The sequence below is a fragment of the Pontibacter beigongshangensis genome (genome assembly GCF_014332515.1).
GTDB lineage: Bacteria > Bacteroidota > Bacteroidia > Cytophagales > Hymenobacteraceae > Pontibacter > Pontibacter beigongshangensis.
On sequence record NZ_VFSD01000012.1, the window covers coordinates 140,396 to 156,461 of the forward strand.

Genomic DNA, 16,066 nt, shown 5'->3' on the forward strand with positions numbered 1-16,066 from the left:
GCTGCTGCTACTCCTTCGTTTTCCTTTGTGCCGCTCTTTCGGATTTCTTAATCCGAAAGTTAACTGCTGGGGATCTCCAGATCCCCATAAACCGCACGTTACGTTGCAACTTGTCAGCAGTACCACAGGAGAAACCGGAGTGACCTATTGGTTCTTTTGAAAAACTTTTCTGGCCGCAAATTAGCAACAGTTGCAGCACCTCCAAATGATCGGACTCAATTTCTGAACCCTAAACAGCAACTCCGGGGCAAAAAGTTTATTTTACGGCTGTAGCTGGGTTCCCGAACACCGTGGCCTTGGCCGGCACATTGGCCACCACTACCGAGCCGGCTCCCACACGGGCATTCTTGCCGATCTTCACTCCCGACACGATCACGGCTCCGGAACCGATAAAGGCCCCCTCTTCCACCACCACTTCCGAATTGATAATAGCACCGGCACCGATATGAACAAAATCGCCAATCTCGGCATTGGTATCGACCAGCGCCCTGGACTGGATAAGGCAATTGTTGCCAATCCGGCTGTTGTTGTTGATAACAGCGCCAGCACCCACCATGTTGCCATGCCCCAACCAGGCATGTTCCGACACAGCGCTGAATTTATGAATGGCGTTTACAGGCACCACCTCGTACTCCGACTTCAGCATCTTGATCAGGCCTTTGCGGGCGGCGGCATCTTCTACCGCCACAAACACATCGCACTTCTTGCCGATAAGCTTCAGAAATTCGCTGTCTTCAGTGCGGCTCATCACCGATACGTTGTTGATCTCCGTCTGCTGCAGTTTCTCACTATCGTCCAGAAAGCAGTACACGATCACGCTGTTGCTGCTGAAAATATCGAGGGCGGCGGTACCCAACTGCTGGGCGCCAAGTATAATTACAGGGTTTTGCATAGCTCTTCTTAAATAATGTGCAAAGGTACGAAGAATGGAATTATGGTGCTTCAGTGAAGAGGTTTTTGTTAGAAAGCATGGCCTCTAACACATTACTTGTTATTTTTCTGATAGCTAAAGAGTCTGGCCCGCCAATGCCGTGCGCACCGCACCAATCTGTAGTAGCTGTGTTTAAGACTACGCCCGAAGCAGGAGTTTTCTGAAATAAGATAAACGTTGCAAATCCTTCCTGAGCATCCACTGCCCTGTCGTAGCCCAGTAGTTCTGCCTTATAAAAGCCAAGCGCTGCCTTATCTAGCCTAAGATCTGGCTCCTGCCCTTTTAGCGGTGCACCATCATACTCTTTGGTTGAAACTTGCAGCACATCGCCTTCTTTGAGAAGAAGCCCCTGAAAAACAGGAGAGTCCGGTTTTAAAATTTTATATCCGCCAAAGCCTTTGCAGCTTTTGCGGCCATACCCGGCTCTGCTAAAGTCGGCCCCAATGCTGGGTGTAAGCGGATAATGTAAAACAGGATTATTCCAGAAGGTCGATTTCAGGCTGTCTGCGGCTATTGGGTCGGGCTTTTCTTTGTAGCAGATCAACTTTGTACCGTCAGTACTATACCGCACCTGCCACCACATCGTGTTGCCCGAAAGAATCATACAATGTCCACCCTTATCGATAAACTCATCTAACTGCCTTCGGCCACGGCGTGACCAGTATTCACTGTGCCCGATTATCAAGACTACTTTAGCACCGGCCAATATGCCTGGTATGTCTAGATCCTGGTCATTGATGTAGTTGATGTTATAAGAAGTCGATTTCAGCCATTTCAGTCCGTCTTCCGCAAAAAAAGAGACGGCAGGCAACATTGGCCGCTGAAAGGAAACAACATGAGTTTTTTCAGAAAATAGTTTGTACAGGCTTTTACCTCCTGAAATGTTGTAGGCATTTACCGTGTTTGATGAGTATACCACCACCACCTCTGCATTTTCTGCTTTTAAGGTGAACGGTATCTTTTTCTCCCAGAGGTAGATGCCACTCGGCAAATCCGGTAATCTGTACGTAAAAGTAGCCTTGTATCCATACCCCTCCTCGCTGGGGTTTGGACCTGCTTCTTGCGGCTGAACTAAAACCTGGACGCTATCTACTACGGCACCGTTGATATCATACAACCGTAGCAAGGAATTTCTCCTGGACGTAGCATTAACATAAACCTGTTGCTCCTCTCCTGGCAAATAGGAAGTTCTGTCTGTATAGCCGTCCTCGACCACGCTTTTTCTACCTTCCCAATACGCATCGAGCAGATAATGGAAATAAAGCCTGTTCTGGCTATAGTAAGAGCCAACCTTCCAGAAGCCAAACAATATTAAGGTAGCAACTATTAGCAGAACCAGCCGCTTTATCATTTTTTGCTGATTTTGAAATGAGATAGAAAATGCCTGGCAGATGTGCTACTCAGCAGCAGATAGAGCAGAAACGGGAGGAACACGATTCTGTAGCGGCTTAAAGTGCCTAAGTTTGGCATGCTAAAAGCCAGCAGTACGCCCATAACCACTATATAAAACAGAGCTGCCAGTAGTAAGTGCCAATCCTGGCCTGGTTTTATCCTTTTATGGATTGCATCTTTACAGGCAAGGAGCAGCAAGAGGAGGAGAAAAGTATTTTCTGCGGCAGCCACCAGGGTTAAGGGGTTATATACTTCCCAGATAAAGGGCTTTAGCAGTATACCAAAGAAAGCGAGCGGGGCGTGCAGCGCGAAACTTAAGTAGGTTGGCTCTAAGGCAGGCAAATAAATTCCCGGCTTCCCTTCCGGAACGACACTGTATTTCAGGTAATTCTCGTAAACCGATACTGGCAACTGGCTGAAATTTAAGTTATAGTTAAGCTGAGAAGCGATTAACACAACACCTGCGAACAGCAAAACGCCCATACCTGACTTCAGATAAATATTTAATCTGCCCACAGTTTCTGATTTGCATAGAATTCTTAAAATGAAAGCCAGAAGCAGAAATGCGACTACGGCTATTGCTACAAAATATTTTACATACCACATCACCAGAGCCCCGCTTAGCGCCAGTATAAAATACTTTATTCTGTGTTGCAGGTTCTGCGGCCGGTACAGCTCCAGAAAGCCGCCTACGCACAATCCCATACCACCCATAATAAAACTTTCTTTTAGAACACCGGATGACCAGAATACCACCGAAGGGAAAAACAGAAATGCCAGAACCGCTGCCTCTGTTGTACCAGAGAAATGTGTACTGAGCTTATTCACCAGAAACCACATGCCACCGAAACTAAACAAAGAGAGATATAGTGTACTGAAAAAATAATTTCCTCCGGTTAATGCCAGCGGGATGCTTACCAGCTTTACCGTGTTCCAGGCACTGCTATAATAAGGTACCTGCACACCTGCCAGTGGGCTCTGCTGCGGCACAGTATCTAAGAACAGATACTCCAGGTACGCCTGTAGCCCGTACTTATCTAAGAGAGCGGCTCCCCAAAGTCCTCTTCTATTGTACAGGAGCGTATCTCCTTCTTTGTAATAATAAAAGTATAGCACGCCTAACAGCAACCCTGCCACCAGTTTAAGTAGCAGCGCCGGATAAAAATAAGGTTTCAGATGTGTTGGCCGGCATAGCCTATGCAGGTATAGCACAAGTGCAGAAAGCAAGACAACATTTAGGAAGAAAAGAATCAGCTGGCTCACGCAGTAGCAGGACTTTGTTTCAGTATCTTATGCCCGATGGCACAACGAAGGCAGTGCAACGGCTGGCAGTACCGCTGAAACAGCCCAATGGCCGCCTGGTTGTCTGCTGCCGAAACCGCTTTCCAGCCCAGTTCCTCGTACTGCCGCGTAATTCTGTTCGATGCTTCTTTCACCTTCTCCAGCAAGTATACGGCTTTCTCCAGATATGCTCGTTCCTGTGTGTACTGGGCATAGGCTGCCAGCAACGGAACAGCCACATTGATGATGAGGTTATGCACGCTGCTTTTGCCGATGGACGTATGTTCGGAGGCTGTTTCGCGGCCAATCATGTAGTGCTGCTGCCAGTACGCCGACACCGGCTGCATAAACAGCCCTTCGTACGCCTTCACATCCTTCGCCTCTATCAGCCTGGAAAACAACTGCTGATGCGCTGCCAGCACCGCTGCCAGCTGGGCCAGCCGCACCGTCGGGAAGTTGGCAGGGCGCAGGCGCAGAAAGTTCCAGTGCTGCCGCTCCAGGCCGGGCTGCAGCTGGTGCTTGTGGCGCAGAAAGCTGAATTCCTTTACAAGGTTACGGGGATACTCCTCCTCCGGCACCTCCTGCTCCAGGAAACCTGCCTGGCCATACAACAGGGCCTCTACCTGGAACAGTGACTGGCGGTGTTTTCGCACTACTGCCAGGGGCAGTTCCCGGGCCAGCCGCTCAAATGGCACCTGGTTAATCTTAAAGCCGAAGCCTTTGCACAACAGTTCGTAAGCCGTTTGCTCCCAGTCGCTGCCGTTTTGCGTCAGGTTCTGCAGGATGGAGGCTCCCTTCTGCTCCAGGCGCTCCACCAGGGTGCGCTCCATCATGGCTGTTTTGGTAATTTCGGGTACAGATGGCCAGAAGGCGGCACAGGGAATGGTGCTCCCAGATTTTTGCAGCTGCTGGTAAGTTTGCAGCATCCCGGGCTTTACCCTGTTTTTCAGTTCCAGCAAGGGCACCAGGGTGCCATCACGGCGGTGCACGGGTTTATCGGCCTCCCACACCACATGCAGCACTACCTGGTCATAACGCGGGTCTTCCTGGTGCTGGTGGCGGTGCCAGTCTGAGGCCCTGACATGGATTTCGGCGCTGCCAGACCACTCCACTTCCCCCACCCGCAGGCGTGCCTCCAGAAAATCGGGGCCGGCATCGGAGTTCGCAAAGCCCACCCGCAGCACCTGCAGCGGCTCGCCTGCCGCCGTACTAAGCGCCGATTTATCAAAATACTGGTACTGCCAGAGGTAAGCCAGAAAATCTTCTTTCATGCTGTAAGCGGTGCAAGTTCTATAGGTAATAATACAGCAAAAGACGGAGAAGTGAAAACGGAAGTGCTGGTGGCGGAGATGTTTTTTATTCCTTTAGAAAGAGAATGCATAGAGTATTGCTTACTCTACCCTTGCCCTTATCCACTCTGTTATGCTCTCTGTAGAAAGCTCACCTTTGGCGATGGCTATCACAAAGTCATATTTTTCGTCCTGATGAGCCACAATATCCTGATTGGCTTGCAGCAGAATGAGTCTCATTAATACATAGCCAGTTCTCTTGTTACCATCAACAAAGGGATGGTTCAAAAGAATGCTTTCAATGATGGCGGCTGCTTTTTCGATGGGAGTCGGATACAGTTCTACTGTATCAAAAGTTGCATAGGGCCTCTTAAGGGCAGCATCTAAAGCACCAAAGTCTCTGATGCCTTTTGCACCTCCAAACTCATCAATAAGAAGATTATGTATTAGCTCAACCTCTTTAACAGTGATCATTGAGCAAGCCTTTTCAACAATTCTCTATCTTCTTCTAATATCTTTTTAAGGTGCTGGTTTGCATTAATCTGGCTTTTGTTCTTTACCTGCATTTCTTTCAAATAAAGAAGTATAGTATCAAGCTGATCCTCAGGCACCTGATCTATAACCTTTTGAATTTCTCTCTTTATCTCTTCAGCTTCCATTTTCATATTCCTTACAATTTAAATAAACGGGACAAAATCATGACTAGTTCACTCTAAAGTCTATAACGAAACATAACCGGATTAGACAAGAGACCCCACCCCTACAGAAACTTCTCCAGGTACTGTGCCATTTCCTGTTGCACTTCCAGGGCGGCTGCGCGGGCTTTGTCGGCAAAGTCGCGGCCGGAGGAGGCGTAGATAATGGCGCGGGTGGAGTTCACCAGCAGCCCGCATTGCTTGTTCATACCCAGGCGCGAAATGTCTTCCAGGCTGCCGCCCTGCGCACCCACTCCCGGCACCAGCAGGAAACTATCGGGCACGATGGTTCGCACGCGCTCCACAAAGTCGGCACGCGTGGCACCTACCACATACATCATCTGGTCGGGCGTGGCCCAGGTAGCGCTCGTTTTCAGCACCTGCTCAAACAGGTATTCTGGCTCCCCGTCTTTCAGCGTCAGCAGCTGGAAATCCTGGCTGCCGGGGTTGGAGGTCAGGGCAAGCAGGATCACCCATTTCCCTTCCTTCCGCAGAAAAGGTTTTACAGAATCGGAGCCCATATACGGCGCTACCGTGATGGAGTCGAATGACATGGTATCGAAGAAGGCGCGGGCGTAGAGCTCGGAGGTGTTCCCGATGTCGCCACGCTTGGCATCGGCAATGGTGAAGATGTTCTGCGGGATGTGCTGCAGCGTTTTGGCCAGACTCACCCACCCGGCCGGTCCCTGCGCTTCATAAAAGGCAATGTTGGGCTTATAGGCTACACACAGATCGGCGGTAGCCTCAATTATCTGGCGGTTAAACTCAAAAACAGGATCTTCTGCGTCGAGCAGGTGCTCGGGCAACTTCTCGGGGTCGGTGTCCAGGCCTACGCACAAGTACGATTTCTTCTGGAGGATCTGTTCAAATAGCTGGGCTCTCGTCATGGGCTGAAAAAGGTTGTTGAGGAGTGGCAAAGCTACGTTTTTCGGGGCGTGCTAAAAAGTTTTAACGGCAGAAGCTTTGCCGGCACCAGCTGTTTTTTTCTGATCTCATGCCACCTCCAGCCCACCACCACGCTTCTTCATGAACCAGCCACGAAGGCATGGCCAATTCAAAAATAAGAAATTAGAAATTATGGCAGATGTGCTCTCTGGCTGTTTTACAAGCATCAGATCTTTCTAAAAATCAAATTGGAGGAGCACTCGTGTCAGCAATTATTTGAATAAAAATGGACCTCCGGAGGAAAACGGCTGCTCCTGCTGAACAACCATACATCTGTACTGAAGTAAAAAGCGGCAGGCTGCCCTAACCGGGACAACCTGCCGCTTTTGTTGAGTAATGGCCGGATAGTATTATCTCAGGTCCACTACGGTTACTCCTTTATGCTTGGCTCTGTTAAAGGTGAATGCGTCGGTGGCCAGGCTAGGGTTTGCCTGAAAGTTTAAGATGGCGTAGGTATAGCGGTTGCCGTTGTTGCGGAACATTTGCCATTTCTTCAGGGTATTGTCTTTCTGATTGATGAAGAGTCTCACCTTGAAGATGGGGTTGCTCCTATCTTCCGGGGCCAGTTCAATTACGTCGTACTTTTGGTTTCCTTCGGTTTCGGTGCCGGCGTACGCGTATTTGTAGCCTTTCTTATACATCTCGAAAATCTTGCCCGGCGACATGGCTTCTGCCTCCGCATCGGTTTCTGTGATGGTTACCTCGTTCACATCCTGCAGGTAGGTCCACATGACCTTGCCATCGTTGATAATTTCCTGGCCGCTTATGCTAAGGTGATATTTGGGCCCGCTCACCAGAATGTCGCCTTCCATGGTTTCTTTTACCTTGGAGGAAGGATTCTCCATCGTCTGCGCAAAGGTCGCTTTAAAGGCCTTCATGCTCTTGTACTTGGCACTCATCTGGTTCAGGATCTTGCCAGCCTGGGGGTCCTGCTGCGCACTTGCCAGATTCACGAATGTCAACACCATCAGCAGAACAGATAATAATTTTCTCATGTCGGTAATTTCGGTTTTGTTACTTACCCCATCGTATTCAATAACTGTTCCAAACTGTATTCGTCCGTAATTAAAACTTCGCGGGCTTTGCTGCCTTCAAACGGACCTACTATGCCGGCCGACTCCAACTGATCGATCAGGCGACCAGCGCGGTTGTAGCCCAGCTTAAGGCGGCGCTGCAAGAGCGAGGTGCTGCCCTGCTGGTGCTGCACAATAATACGGGCTGCCTCCTCAAACATCGGGTCGCGCTGCGACGGATCAAAATCTGTTTTCTCAGTGCCACTTTCGTCGCCTACAAACTCTGGCAACAGGTAGGCATCGTTGTAGCCCTGCTGGTTTCCGATAAAGTCGCAGATGCGGTCCACTTCAGGTGTATCCACAAAAGCACACTGAATACGCACCATATCCGACCCGATAGAGAAGAGCATATCGCCCTGGCCTATCAGCTGGTCAGCCCCACCGGCATCCAGAATGGTGCGGGAGTCTATTTTGGAAGTTACTTTAAAAGAGATACGCGCCGGGAAGTTGGCTTTGATAATACCCGTGATCACGTTCACCGACGGTCGCTGCGTGGCCACCACCAAGTGAATGCCAATGGCACGGGCCAGCTGGGCGAGACGGGCAATCGGTGTTTCCACTTCTTTACCGGCCGTCATCATCAGGTCGGCTAACTCGTCTATCACCAGCACGATGAACGGCATAAATTTGTGTCCCTTTTTGGGATTCAGCTTTCGCTCCACAAATTTGCGGTTGTACTCCTTCAGGTTACGGCAGCCGGCATCTTTGAGCAGGTCGTAGCGCTGGTCCATCTCCATACAGAGCGAGTTGAGCGTGTTTACCACCTTTTTGGTGTCGGTGATAATGGCTTCTTCACTATCGGGGAGTTTGGCCAGGAAGTGGCGCTCGATCTTGTTAAAGAGCGAGAGCTCCACCTTTTTAGGGTCTACGAGTACAAACTTGAGCTGCGAGGGGTGGCGCTTATAGAGCAAAGAGGTGAGGATGGCGTTCAGCCCGACAGACTTACCCTGCCCGGTGGCACCCGCCATAAGCAGGTGTGGCATTTTGGCCAGATCGGTAATAAACACCTCGTTGGTAATGGTCCGGCCAAAGGCGATCGGCAGGTCCATGTCGCTTTTCATGAACTTCTCGGTAGAGAGAATGGATTTGATCGAGACCATCTCCTTCTTGGTATTCGGCACTTCAATACCGATGGTACCTTTGCCCGGAATTGGCGCGATAATACGGATGCCCAGGGCAGCGAGGCTTAGGGCGATATCATCTTCCAGGTTCTTGATCTTAGAGATCCGCACACCCGCATCCGGCACAATTTCATAGAGGGTAACCGTTGGGCCGATGGTGGCTTTGATGCTGGCAATGCCGATGTTGTAGTTGCCCAGCGTCTCCACAATCTTGTCGGAGTTGGCTTTCAGTTCCTCGCTAGTTACCTGTATTTTGTTGGCGCCGTAGTCGTTGAGCAGGTCAATGGTCGGGTACTGGTAGCGGGCCAGGTCCAGCGTTGGGTCGTAGTTCTCCATCTCCACTCCCATGGCTTCTTCCGGCATTTCATCTATTTCCAGGTCTATCGGTTCTGGCTCAGGCTTTTTAAAAGGCTCTATTTCTTCTTCCGGCTCCTCAGGAAGCGGAGAATTAATCTCCAGTTCCAGCGTAGGCGGCAGATTTGGTTTGGCCGGTGGGCGCGGCTCCGCCTTCAGGGTGCTCAGCTCTATTTCCAGAGCCCGGTTTATGGCTTCTTCCTCAGCCTCATCCAGGTCCTCTTCTTCCTCATACTCCTCGTCGAGGTAGGCATCATCTTCCTCCAGCACCTCCTCTTCCTCCGGCTCTTCTTCCTCTTCCAGCGAGGCAGCCGGGTTAGCATAGTGGTTTACGCCGCGTGTTTTAGCATTTATCACCTCGCCCAGCGAGGAAGAATTGCCTCTGTCAACCTCTACCTTATCGGTATCGGACATTAACAACTTGCTCCAGTTGATGCTGGTGATGTTGAAGAAGAAGATCAGGAAGGCCACCAGCAGAAAAGCCAGCAAAGGGCCAGTGCCCCAGTTAATGAGGCTGGTAAGCCAGATGGCAGACTCTACCCCAATGCCTCCGGCCAGAAAACCCAGCTGATCGACTTTGTCTGTTACCAGCACGGTGTACCCCATAGCCAGGCTGAGCCACAGCATCGAAAAACAGCAGAAATTAAGCACGTGCGACAGAGAGAGTGTGAGCCGCCTGAACACGATGCGGCAACCGGTAATAAAGGTAATCGGGATGATAAAAAAAGCGCCGATGCCCAGCCACTCATAAATGAACAGGTGCGACACATAGGCGCCGAACAACCCGAGCCAGTTCTCCGCCTCCTGCCCCGACTGCTTCAGGGTGGTGCCGTTTACCGACTCCACCACGCTCTGATCGGCCTGGCCTGTGAACAGGTAAGAGACAAAAGCTATAGTTAGAAAAAAGGAAATAAGCAGGAAAAAGAAGCCTACAAACAGCTTTAGCCGCTTATCTTTCAGAAAGGCAAACTCAAAACGGGGCAGCGCGATTCTGGGCAGTTTAAACGAGAACTTCTTCTTCTCCTTCTTTGGTTTTGCGCCTGCAGGTGTATTTGCTTTACGTGGTTCGTTGCGTCCTCGTACCTCATTTCTTGCCCGCCCTGCGTTCACCGCATCGTTTCTGTAAGTGTTCTTTGCCATACCCTCTACAAGTTAAGATTTCAAATTTACAATTTTTCAGGTGAAACCGTTCAGCAAAAAGGGCGCGTTTCCAAAATTTATCCGGCCAGCAATTTCCTGTTGATCTGGCTGATGAGGGCAGGGCCTTCGTAGATAAAGCCGGTATAGAGCTGCACCAGGTCGGCGCCGGCCTGCAGCTTTTCCAGCGCATCGTCGGCCGTCATAATGCCTCCTACGCCTATGAGTTTGATCTCAGCGGGCAGGTGCTGGCGCAGGTACCGTATTATTTCGGTTGAGCGTTTGGTAAGTGGTTTCCCGCTGAGGCCGCCTGCCCCCATCTCGTTTACGGTGGCACCTGGCATTGTAAGTCCTTCGCGGCTGATAGTGGTGTTAGTGGCAATAATACCGCTCAGTCTGGCCTCTATGGCTATTTCTATGATATCGTTGAGTTGAGACTCATTTAAATCTGGGGCAATTTTGAGCAGGATCGGCTTTGCTTTTGGCATTTTGCCGTTCTGCTCCTGCAGGGCCAGCAGCAGTTGCTTGAGGGGCTCCTTCTCCTGCAGGGCCCGCAGGTCCGGGGTGTTGGGCGAGCTCACGTTTACGGCAAAATAGTCTACCACGTCGTACAGCGCCTTAAAGCAGTAGAGGTAGTCGGAGGTGGCATCCTCGTTGGGCGTTACTTTGTTCTTGCCGATGTTGCCGCCCACAATCACCTTGCTCTTCCGGGTGCGCAGCCGTGCTGCGGCTTCCTCTACGCCGCCATTGTTAAAGCCCATCCGGTTGATGAGCGCCCCATCGGGTGGCAGCCTGAAAATACGGGGCTTCGGGTTACCCGGCTGTGGCTTGGGCGTAAGCGTGCCGATCTCGATAAAGCCAAAACCGAGGTTGGCAAACTCATCTATCAGCCGCGCATCCTTATCGAATCCTGCCGCCAAACCAACCGGGTTCGGAAATTTAATGCCGAACAGCTCCCGCTCCAGGCGCGGGTCCGTAACCTGAAACAGGCTGTTGCTGATAGTCTTGGAGAGCGGCAGCTTGTAGCCGGCTTTCAGGGCATCCACAATCAGGTAATGTACTTTTTCGGGATCTATTTTAAAAAGGAGCGGGCGAATAAGGGTTTTGTACACGGCAGCGTTGGGGGTTGGTTACAGGTAAGCAAAGATAGAAAGTCAGGGACAATAAGCACGACTTACCTCTAAGATTTTGTTCCTGTTTCCGGAAGGAGGAAACGAGCCGCAGCACCAGCAGCAGAAGTGCCTCCGGAGGGGGTTTTTGATCTGAATAATTGGGGTGAGGCGCTAATGGCTTCATGTGCTGATGTGCTAATAAACCAACTGCCAGGCAACATTTGAACTGAAAAGTCCGAAAGAGCTGAAGAACTGACCTTTGCTGGCTGCTGCTCCTGCCCCACACGAAGAGTAGCAGCAGGAGCAACAGAACCTCCGGAGGCCTGTTTTCATTCCAATAATTTAGCGCCTGGTGCCTGTGCCAGTTTTTTTCAAGAAAAACAATGTTCTTGCTTAATCACTTCCAGGAGGCCGGAGGCAGCAGAATAACCGGCACGAGCGGAGACGTTCGCGCCATCATAATTTTTGATTTCTAACTTGGCGAAGCCTTAATCATTGAAGTGGTACAGAAAGGTAATAACCCCTGTGTAGGCTGGCTTCTTACTGTCTTTTATCTCCAGCGTTACCTCTATCTGAGCTTTGGCGATGCCGCGCAGGTTTTTGAGGGAGAGCAGCTTGGCCTTTAAGCGCACCTGGCTGTCTACCAGCACGGGCTCTTTAAAGCGCAGGCTTTCTATCTCGTAGTTTACCTGCATCTTCAGGTTCTGGACGGCAATGATCTTGCCCCACAGGTAAGGCAGCAGCGATACCGTCAGGTAGCCGTGGGCGATGGTGCTCTTGAAGGGCGACTCAGTTTTGGCGCGTTCGGCATCCAGGTGTATCCACTGGTGATCCAGGGTAGCATCGGCAAACTGGTTTATCTGCTCCTGCGTGATGGTGTGGTAGTCCGACACGCCCAGCTCCGCGCCCTCGTGCTGCGCGAATTCCTCAAAATTACTGATAGTAAGCTTATTCATATATATAAATATTTTTATAAAAAAGAACCAATTCTGCAGCAGTAGCTCCTGCTGTTGCTACTGTGCATTAAATATACTCTATTTTGATACAATGGCAGGAAAAAATGCAAGGGCATCACCGTAAAGCAGTCGGAGCAATTTCAGCAGCTCAAGAACAATTCCTGCTGCTATAAAATGCTTCTGTTGTAGCAGGAAGCAGGCTGGCATAAATCTCCGTTTTGAGTTTGGCGAGGCGTCTCAACTCCTCGGGTGAAAATCTTTTATAACCTGCGTCAGGTAATCGCGGTCGAGGTGCGTGTAAATTTCGGTGGTGGTAATGGATTCGTGGCCCAGCATTTCCTGCACCGCCCGCAGGTCGGCGCCCCCCTCTATCAGGTGCGTGGCAAAGGAGTGCCGGAACGTATGCGGACTCACCTGCTTCTGAATGCCCGCCCTGGCGGCCAGGTCTTTTATAATCGTGAACACCATCACGCGCGTCAGTTTGGCACCCCGCCGGTTCAGGAACAGCACATCTTCGTGCCCTTTTTTAACCGTAAGGTGGCAGCGGATGCCTTCGCGGTAGAGCTTAATGTGTTTCAGGGCATCGCGCCCGATGGGCACGAGCCGCTCTTTGTCGCCCTTGCCAGCCACCTTCAGAAACCCCATGTCTTCGTAGAGGTTGCTCATCTTCAGGTCCAGCAGCTCAGACACCCGCAGACCGGAGCTGTAGAGTGTCTCGATCATGGCGCGGTTGCGGGTGCCCTCCGGGGTAGACAGGTCGATGGCGCTGAGCAGCTGCTCTATCTCATGAAAATCCAGCGTGTCGGGGAGCTTGCGGTTCAACTTCGGCGCTTCCACTGTTTCGGTGGGGTCGTGCGCCAGCATGTCTTCCATGATCAGGAACTTATAAAAAGCGCGTATGCCCGACAGGGTTCTGGCCTGGGAGTGCGGGGTCATGCCCAGTTCCGACACCCACTGCAAAAACTCCCGCACAATGGCGGGTGTCATCTGCTCCGGGCTCTCGTGGTAGCCCTTCAGCTGCATAAAGTCGGTCAGCTTCCGGATGTCGCGCATGTATGCCTCCACCGAGTTGCCGGCAAGCGACCTTTCGAGCTGCAGGTACTGTTCAAATTGTTTGATGCAGATGGGCCAGTTCATGTTTTAGATACCAGATTTCAGACGAAGTATTAACGGATTAGTGTAGAAGAGAAACAGGCTCGGTTACCAAATTATTCCAATCAAAAACGCCCTCCGGAGCCGCTACTACTGCTATTAGATGCCAGATGTTAGACGACAGTCATTTTGCCTGATTCAGAACACCAGGAAGTTAAACGCTATGAGCGAAAGTTGATAGCTTTCGTAACCTGCGCTGCCAATCCATCTTCAAATTTTCAACTCAGCCAGCCATTTAACAAATTAAAATTCCCTCCTTAAGGCAGGCCTATCAAAAACTTATCTCCGTTATGAAAAAGCAAAGATAGTTAATCTTACCTTTGCAGTTTAGAGCATTTTGCAATTCATGGCCTATAAGCCCCTAAACACCCGCATATGAAAATACTGATCCTGAACGGCCCCAACCTGAACCTGCTGGGTATCCGGGAGAAAAGCATTTACGGCACCCAGTCTTTTGAAGTGTATTTCGAGGAACTGAAACAGGCTTTCCCGGGCCTGGAGCTCTCTTACTTCCAGTCGAACCATGAGGGGGCGCTGCTTGACAAATTGCACGAAGTAGGATACAGTTACCAGGGCATTGTGCTCAATGCCGGTGCCTACACCCACACCTCCGTTGCCCTCTCCGATGCCATCAAGGCCATCGAGGCACCCGTCATAGAAGTGCACATATCAAATGTTTTTGCCCGCGAAGCGTTCCGTCATAAGAGTATGCTTGCTGCTTACTGCAAAGGCTGCATCAGCGGCTTCGGACTCGACAGCTACCGGCTTGCCCTGCAGTACTTTGAGCGCCTAAAGCCGAATAAGATTGGCTTCGGAGCCAAAACTTCGTAACAAAGCCTGTTAAGACTGCGTCTGATTAAGCTCTAAAGATAGACTAAACACGATATTTAAGAACACATTTTTATGCTCAATTTTTATCCTGGTCCATCCAAAGTGTATCCGGAAGTGCGCCAATACCTGACTGATGCGTACGACGAAGGATTCTTGGGAACTCCGCACCGCGGGGACCAGTTTGTGCAGCTTTCGCGGACGGTGGTGAGCCTTTTGAGGCAAAAAGTTAACATTCCGCAGGATTACCACATCTACTTTGCTTCCTCGGCCACCGAGTGCTGGGAAATTCTGGTCCAGAGCCTCACCACCAGCAAGAGCTCCCATATTTTTAACGGCTCTTTTGGGGAGAACTGGTTTAACTACGCCAAAAAGCTTCGTCCCAAAGCCGAAAGCTTCCGCTTCGACCTGAACGAACAGATGCCGGTGGAGGACCTGGCCATCTCGCCGGACACGGAGCTGATCTGCTTCACGCAGAGCGAAACTTCCAACGGCACCCACGTTTCGGCCACCCCCATCCTGAACCTGCAGAACCGCTTCCGCGACAAGCTGATTGCCGTAGATGCCACCTCGTCTATGGCCGGCCTGAACCTGAAGCTGATCAAAGCCGACATCTGGTTTGCCTCGGTGCAGAAATGCTTCGGCCTGCCTTCGGGCCTGGCCGTAATGGCCTGCTCGCCGCGCGTTATTTTCAGGGCGAAGCAGAAGAATGAGCGGGGCCATTACAACAGCCTGCTGGCCATGTACGAGAAAATGCTCAACTACCAGACCACCCACACCCCCAACGTGCTCAACATTTACCTGCTCAAGCGCCTGCTCGAGGAGCGCCCGCTGGTAAAGCAACTCGACGAGCACCTGACGGCCAGAGCCCAGGACCTGTATGCTTTTTTCAGCCAGTTCACCGAAATTGCACCTTTGGTGGAGAACGAAGAGGTGCGCTCCAAGACAGTGATCGCCCTGCAGGCAAACGAGCGGCTGGTGGATGAGATCAAGAAGAGAGCCCTGCAACTGGATATCCGGCTGGGCAATGGCTACGGACCCTGGCAACGCAACACGTTTCGCATTGCCAACTTCCCGGCCATTCAGGACGAGGAATACGAGGAGCTGAAACGCTTTTTCCTGCAGAACTACTCCTGGATTTAAGACGGCCCAGGCACATGAATTTCTGTGTTTCTTCTTAGCACCTGCGCTACTCAAAACGAACCGCTATGTTCAGTCTGAAAGAAATCGCCTCTGTTACGCTTACGCTTTTTGCGGTGATCGATATTCTGGGGTCTATCCCGATCATCATAGATCTGCGCAAGCGGGAAGGGCATATTGAGTCGGAGAAAGCCACCATTGTGTCGGCCATCCTGATGATCGCTTTTCTGTTTCTGGGGCAGTCTATCCTGCAGCTGTTCGGCATCGACTTTCAGTCGTTTGCCATGGCGGGCGCTATTGTTATTTTCCTGATCGGGCTGGAAATGACCCTGGGCAAGGACTTTTTCCACACCGACCCGAACACCAGAAGCGGCTCCATTGTACCCCTGGCCTTCCCGCTCATAGTAGGAGCCGGCACCATGACCACGCTGCTGTCGCTGCGGGCGGCCTACTCGCTCCCCAACGTGCTGGTCGGCATCGTCATCAACCTGATCTTCGTCTACATTGTTCTTAAATCATCGAGCTGGATAGAGCGGAAATTGGGCAAAGACGGAGCCAATGTGCTAAGGAAAGTCTTTGGCATTATCCTGCTGGCCATCGCCATTAAGCTCTTCAAAAGCAGCCTGACACTGGAGTTAAATTTTGAGTGAGTAAGTCTTT

Annotated in this window: 15 protein-coding genes; 3 read left to right on the forward strand and 12 right to left on the reverse strand. The window is 51.0% G+C overall.

Annotated features, from left to right (window positions below; translation table 11 throughout):
- Positions 1 to 256: 256 nt before the first annotated feature.
- The 12 genes from FJM74_RS11455 to xerD form a co-directional block, all read right to left on the reverse strand.
- On the reverse strand, positions 257 to 892 hold the full coding sequence (locus FJM74_RS11455; protein ID WP_187262738.1) for an acetyltransferase: 636 nt from the start codon (positions 890 to 892) through the stop codon (positions 257 to 259).
- A gap of 40 nt (positions 893 to 932) precedes the next feature.
- Entirely contained in the window at positions 933 to 2,282 is a 1,350-nt protein-coding gene (locus FJM74_RS11460) for a N,N-dimethylformamidase beta subunit family domain-containing protein (RefSeq protein ID WP_187262739.1), read from the reverse strand.
- Entirely contained in the window at positions 2,279 to 3,460 is a 1,182-nt protein-coding gene (locus FJM74_RS11465; protein ID WP_187262740.1) for a hypothetical protein, read from the reverse strand. The genes FJM74_RS11460 and FJM74_RS11465 overlap by 4 nt, the downstream gene beginning before the upstream one ends.
- A gap of 122 nt (positions 3,461 to 3,582) precedes the next feature.
- Positions 3,583 to 4,875 carry a DUF2851 family protein gene (locus FJM74_RS11470; RefSeq protein WP_187262741.1) on the reverse strand — a complete coding sequence of 431 codons (1,293 nt, stop codon included), beginning with the start codon at positions 4,873 to 4,875 and terminating at the stop codon, positions 3,583 to 3,585.
- Positions 4,876 to 4,995: 120 nt separating this feature from the next.
- Positions 4,996 to 5,367 (reverse strand): type II toxin-antitoxin system death-on-curing family toxin, encoded by a 372-nt coding sequence (locus FJM74_RS11475; protein WP_187262742.1) that lies wholly within the window; start codon positions 5,365 to 5,367, stop codon positions 4,996 to 4,998.
- Entirely contained in the window at positions 5,364 to 5,558 is a 195-nt protein-coding gene (locus tag FJM74_RS11480; protein WP_187262743.1) for a hypothetical protein, read from the reverse strand. The genes FJM74_RS11475 and FJM74_RS11480 overlap by 4 nt, the downstream gene beginning before the upstream one ends.
- A gap of 95 nt (positions 5,559 to 5,653) precedes the next feature.
- Complete coding sequence (pyrF, locus tag FJM74_RS11485) at positions 5,654 to 6,475, reverse strand: orotidine-5'-phosphate decarboxylase (RefSeq protein WP_187262744.1); 822 nt, start codon at positions 6,473 to 6,475, stop codon at positions 5,654 to 5,656.
- A 408-nt stretch (positions 6,476 to 6,883) separates the two neighbouring features.
- Positions 6,884 to 7,528 carry a LolA family protein gene (locus FJM74_RS11490; protein ID WP_187262745.1) on the reverse strand — a complete coding sequence of 215 codons (645 nt, stop codon included), beginning with the start codon at positions 7,526 to 7,528 and terminating at the stop codon, positions 6,884 to 6,886.
- Positions 7,529 to 7,551: 23 nt separating this feature from the next.
- Complete coding sequence (locus tag FJM74_RS11495; RefSeq protein ID WP_187262746.1) at positions 7,552 to 10,221, reverse strand: FtsK/SpoIIIE family DNA translocase; 2,670 nt, start codon at positions 10,219 to 10,221, stop codon at positions 7,552 to 7,554.
- A 77-nt stretch (positions 10,222 to 10,298) separates the two neighbouring features.
- Complete coding sequence (locus FJM74_RS11500; RefSeq protein WP_187262747.1) at positions 10,299 to 11,330, reverse strand: quinone-dependent dihydroorotate dehydrogenase; 1,032 nt, start codon at positions 11,328 to 11,330, stop codon at positions 10,299 to 10,301.
- A 488-nt stretch (positions 11,331 to 11,818) separates the two neighbouring features.
- On the reverse strand, positions 11,819 to 12,286 hold the full coding sequence (locus FJM74_RS11505; protein ID WP_187262748.1) for a MaoC family dehydratase: 468 nt from the start codon (positions 12,284 to 12,286) through the stop codon (positions 11,819 to 11,821).
- A 237-nt stretch (positions 12,287 to 12,523) separates the two neighbouring features.
- The gene (xerD, locus tag FJM74_RS11510) at positions 12,524 to 13,423 is read right to left on the reverse strand and encodes a site-specific tyrosine recombinase XerD (RefSeq protein WP_187262749.1); all 900 of its coding nucleotides are present in this window, start codon (positions 13,421 to 13,423) and stop codon (positions 12,524 to 12,526) included.
- Positions 13,424 to 13,813: 390 nt separating this feature from the next.
- On the opposite strand from xerD, the gene aroQ reads away from it, so the two are divergent.
- From aroQ to FJM74_RS11525, 3 genes are all read left to right on the forward strand, one after another.
- On the forward strand, positions 13,814 to 14,269 hold the full coding sequence (gene aroQ / locus FJM74_RS11515) for a type II 3-dehydroquinate dehydratase (protein ID WP_187262750.1): 456 nt from the start codon (positions 13,814 to 13,816) through the stop codon (positions 14,267 to 14,269).
- Between the two features lie 72 nt (positions 14,270 to 14,341).
- On the forward strand, positions 14,342 to 15,409 hold the full coding sequence (locus tag FJM74_RS11520; protein ID WP_187262751.1) for an aminotransferase class V-fold PLP-dependent enzyme: 1,068 nt from the start codon (positions 14,342 to 14,344) through the stop codon (positions 15,407 to 15,409).
- Positions 15,410 to 15,474: 65 nt separating this feature from the next.
- Complete coding sequence (locus tag FJM74_RS11525) at positions 15,475 to 16,056, forward strand: MarC family protein (RefSeq protein ID WP_187262752.1); 582 nt, start codon at positions 15,475 to 15,477, stop codon at positions 16,054 to 16,056.
- The last annotated feature ends 10 nt before the right edge of the window (positions 16,057 to 16,066 follow it).

What these genes read in the sequence shown, in the direction of transcription:
- FJM74_RS11455 (WP_187262738.1), bottom strand. Translation starts at nt 892, where the DNA reads ATGCAAAACCCTGTAATTATACTTGGCGCCCAGCAGTTGGGTACCGCC.
- FJM74_RS11520 (WP_187262751.1), top strand. Translation starts at nt 14,342, where the DNA reads ATGCTCAATTTTTATCCTGGTCCATCCAAAGTGTATCCGGAAGTGCGC.
- xerD (WP_187262749.1), bottom strand. Translation starts at nt 13,423, where the DNA reads ATGAACTGGCCCATCTGCATCAAACAATTTGAACAGTACCTGCAGCTC.
- pyrF (WP_187262744.1), bottom strand. Translation starts at nt 6,475, where the DNA reads ATGACGAGAGCCCAGCTATTTGAACAGATCCTCCAGAAGAAATCGTAC.
- aroQ (WP_187262750.1), top strand. Translation starts at nt 13,814, where the DNA reads ATGAAAATACTGATCCTGAACGGCCCCAACCTGAACCTGCTGGGTATC.
- FJM74_RS11475 (WP_187262742.1), bottom strand. Translation starts at nt 5,367, where the DNA reads ATGATCACTGTTAAAGAGGTTGAGCTAATACATAATCTTCTTATTGAT.
- FJM74_RS11460 (WP_187262739.1), bottom strand. Translation starts at nt 2,282, where the DNA reads ATGATAAAGCGGCTGGTTCTGCTAATAGTTGCTACCTTAATATTGTTT.
- FJM74_RS11470 (WP_187262741.1), bottom strand. Translation starts at nt 4,875, where the DNA reads ATGAAAGAAGATTTTCTGGCTTACCTCTGGCAGTACCAGTATTTTGAT.
- FJM74_RS11525 (WP_187262752.1), top strand. Translation starts at nt 15,475, where the DNA reads ATGTTCAGTCTGAAAGAAATCGCCTCTGTTACGCTTACGCTTTTTGCG.
- FJM74_RS11480 (WP_187262743.1), bottom strand. Translation starts at nt 5,558, where the DNA reads ATGAAAATGGAAGCTGAAGAGATAAAGAGAGAAATTCAAAAGGTTATA.
- FJM74_RS11495 (WP_187262746.1), bottom strand. Translation starts at nt 10,221, where the DNA reads ATGGCAAAGAACACTTACAGAAACGATGCGGTGAACGCAGGGCGGGCA.
- FJM74_RS11505 (WP_187262748.1), bottom strand. Translation starts at nt 12,286, where the DNA reads ATGAATAAGCTTACTATCAGTAATTTTGAGGAATTCGCGCAGCACGAG.
- FJM74_RS11490 (WP_187262745.1), bottom strand. Translation starts at nt 7,528, where the DNA reads ATGAGAAAATTATTATCTGTTCTGCTGATGGTGTTGACATTCGTGAAT.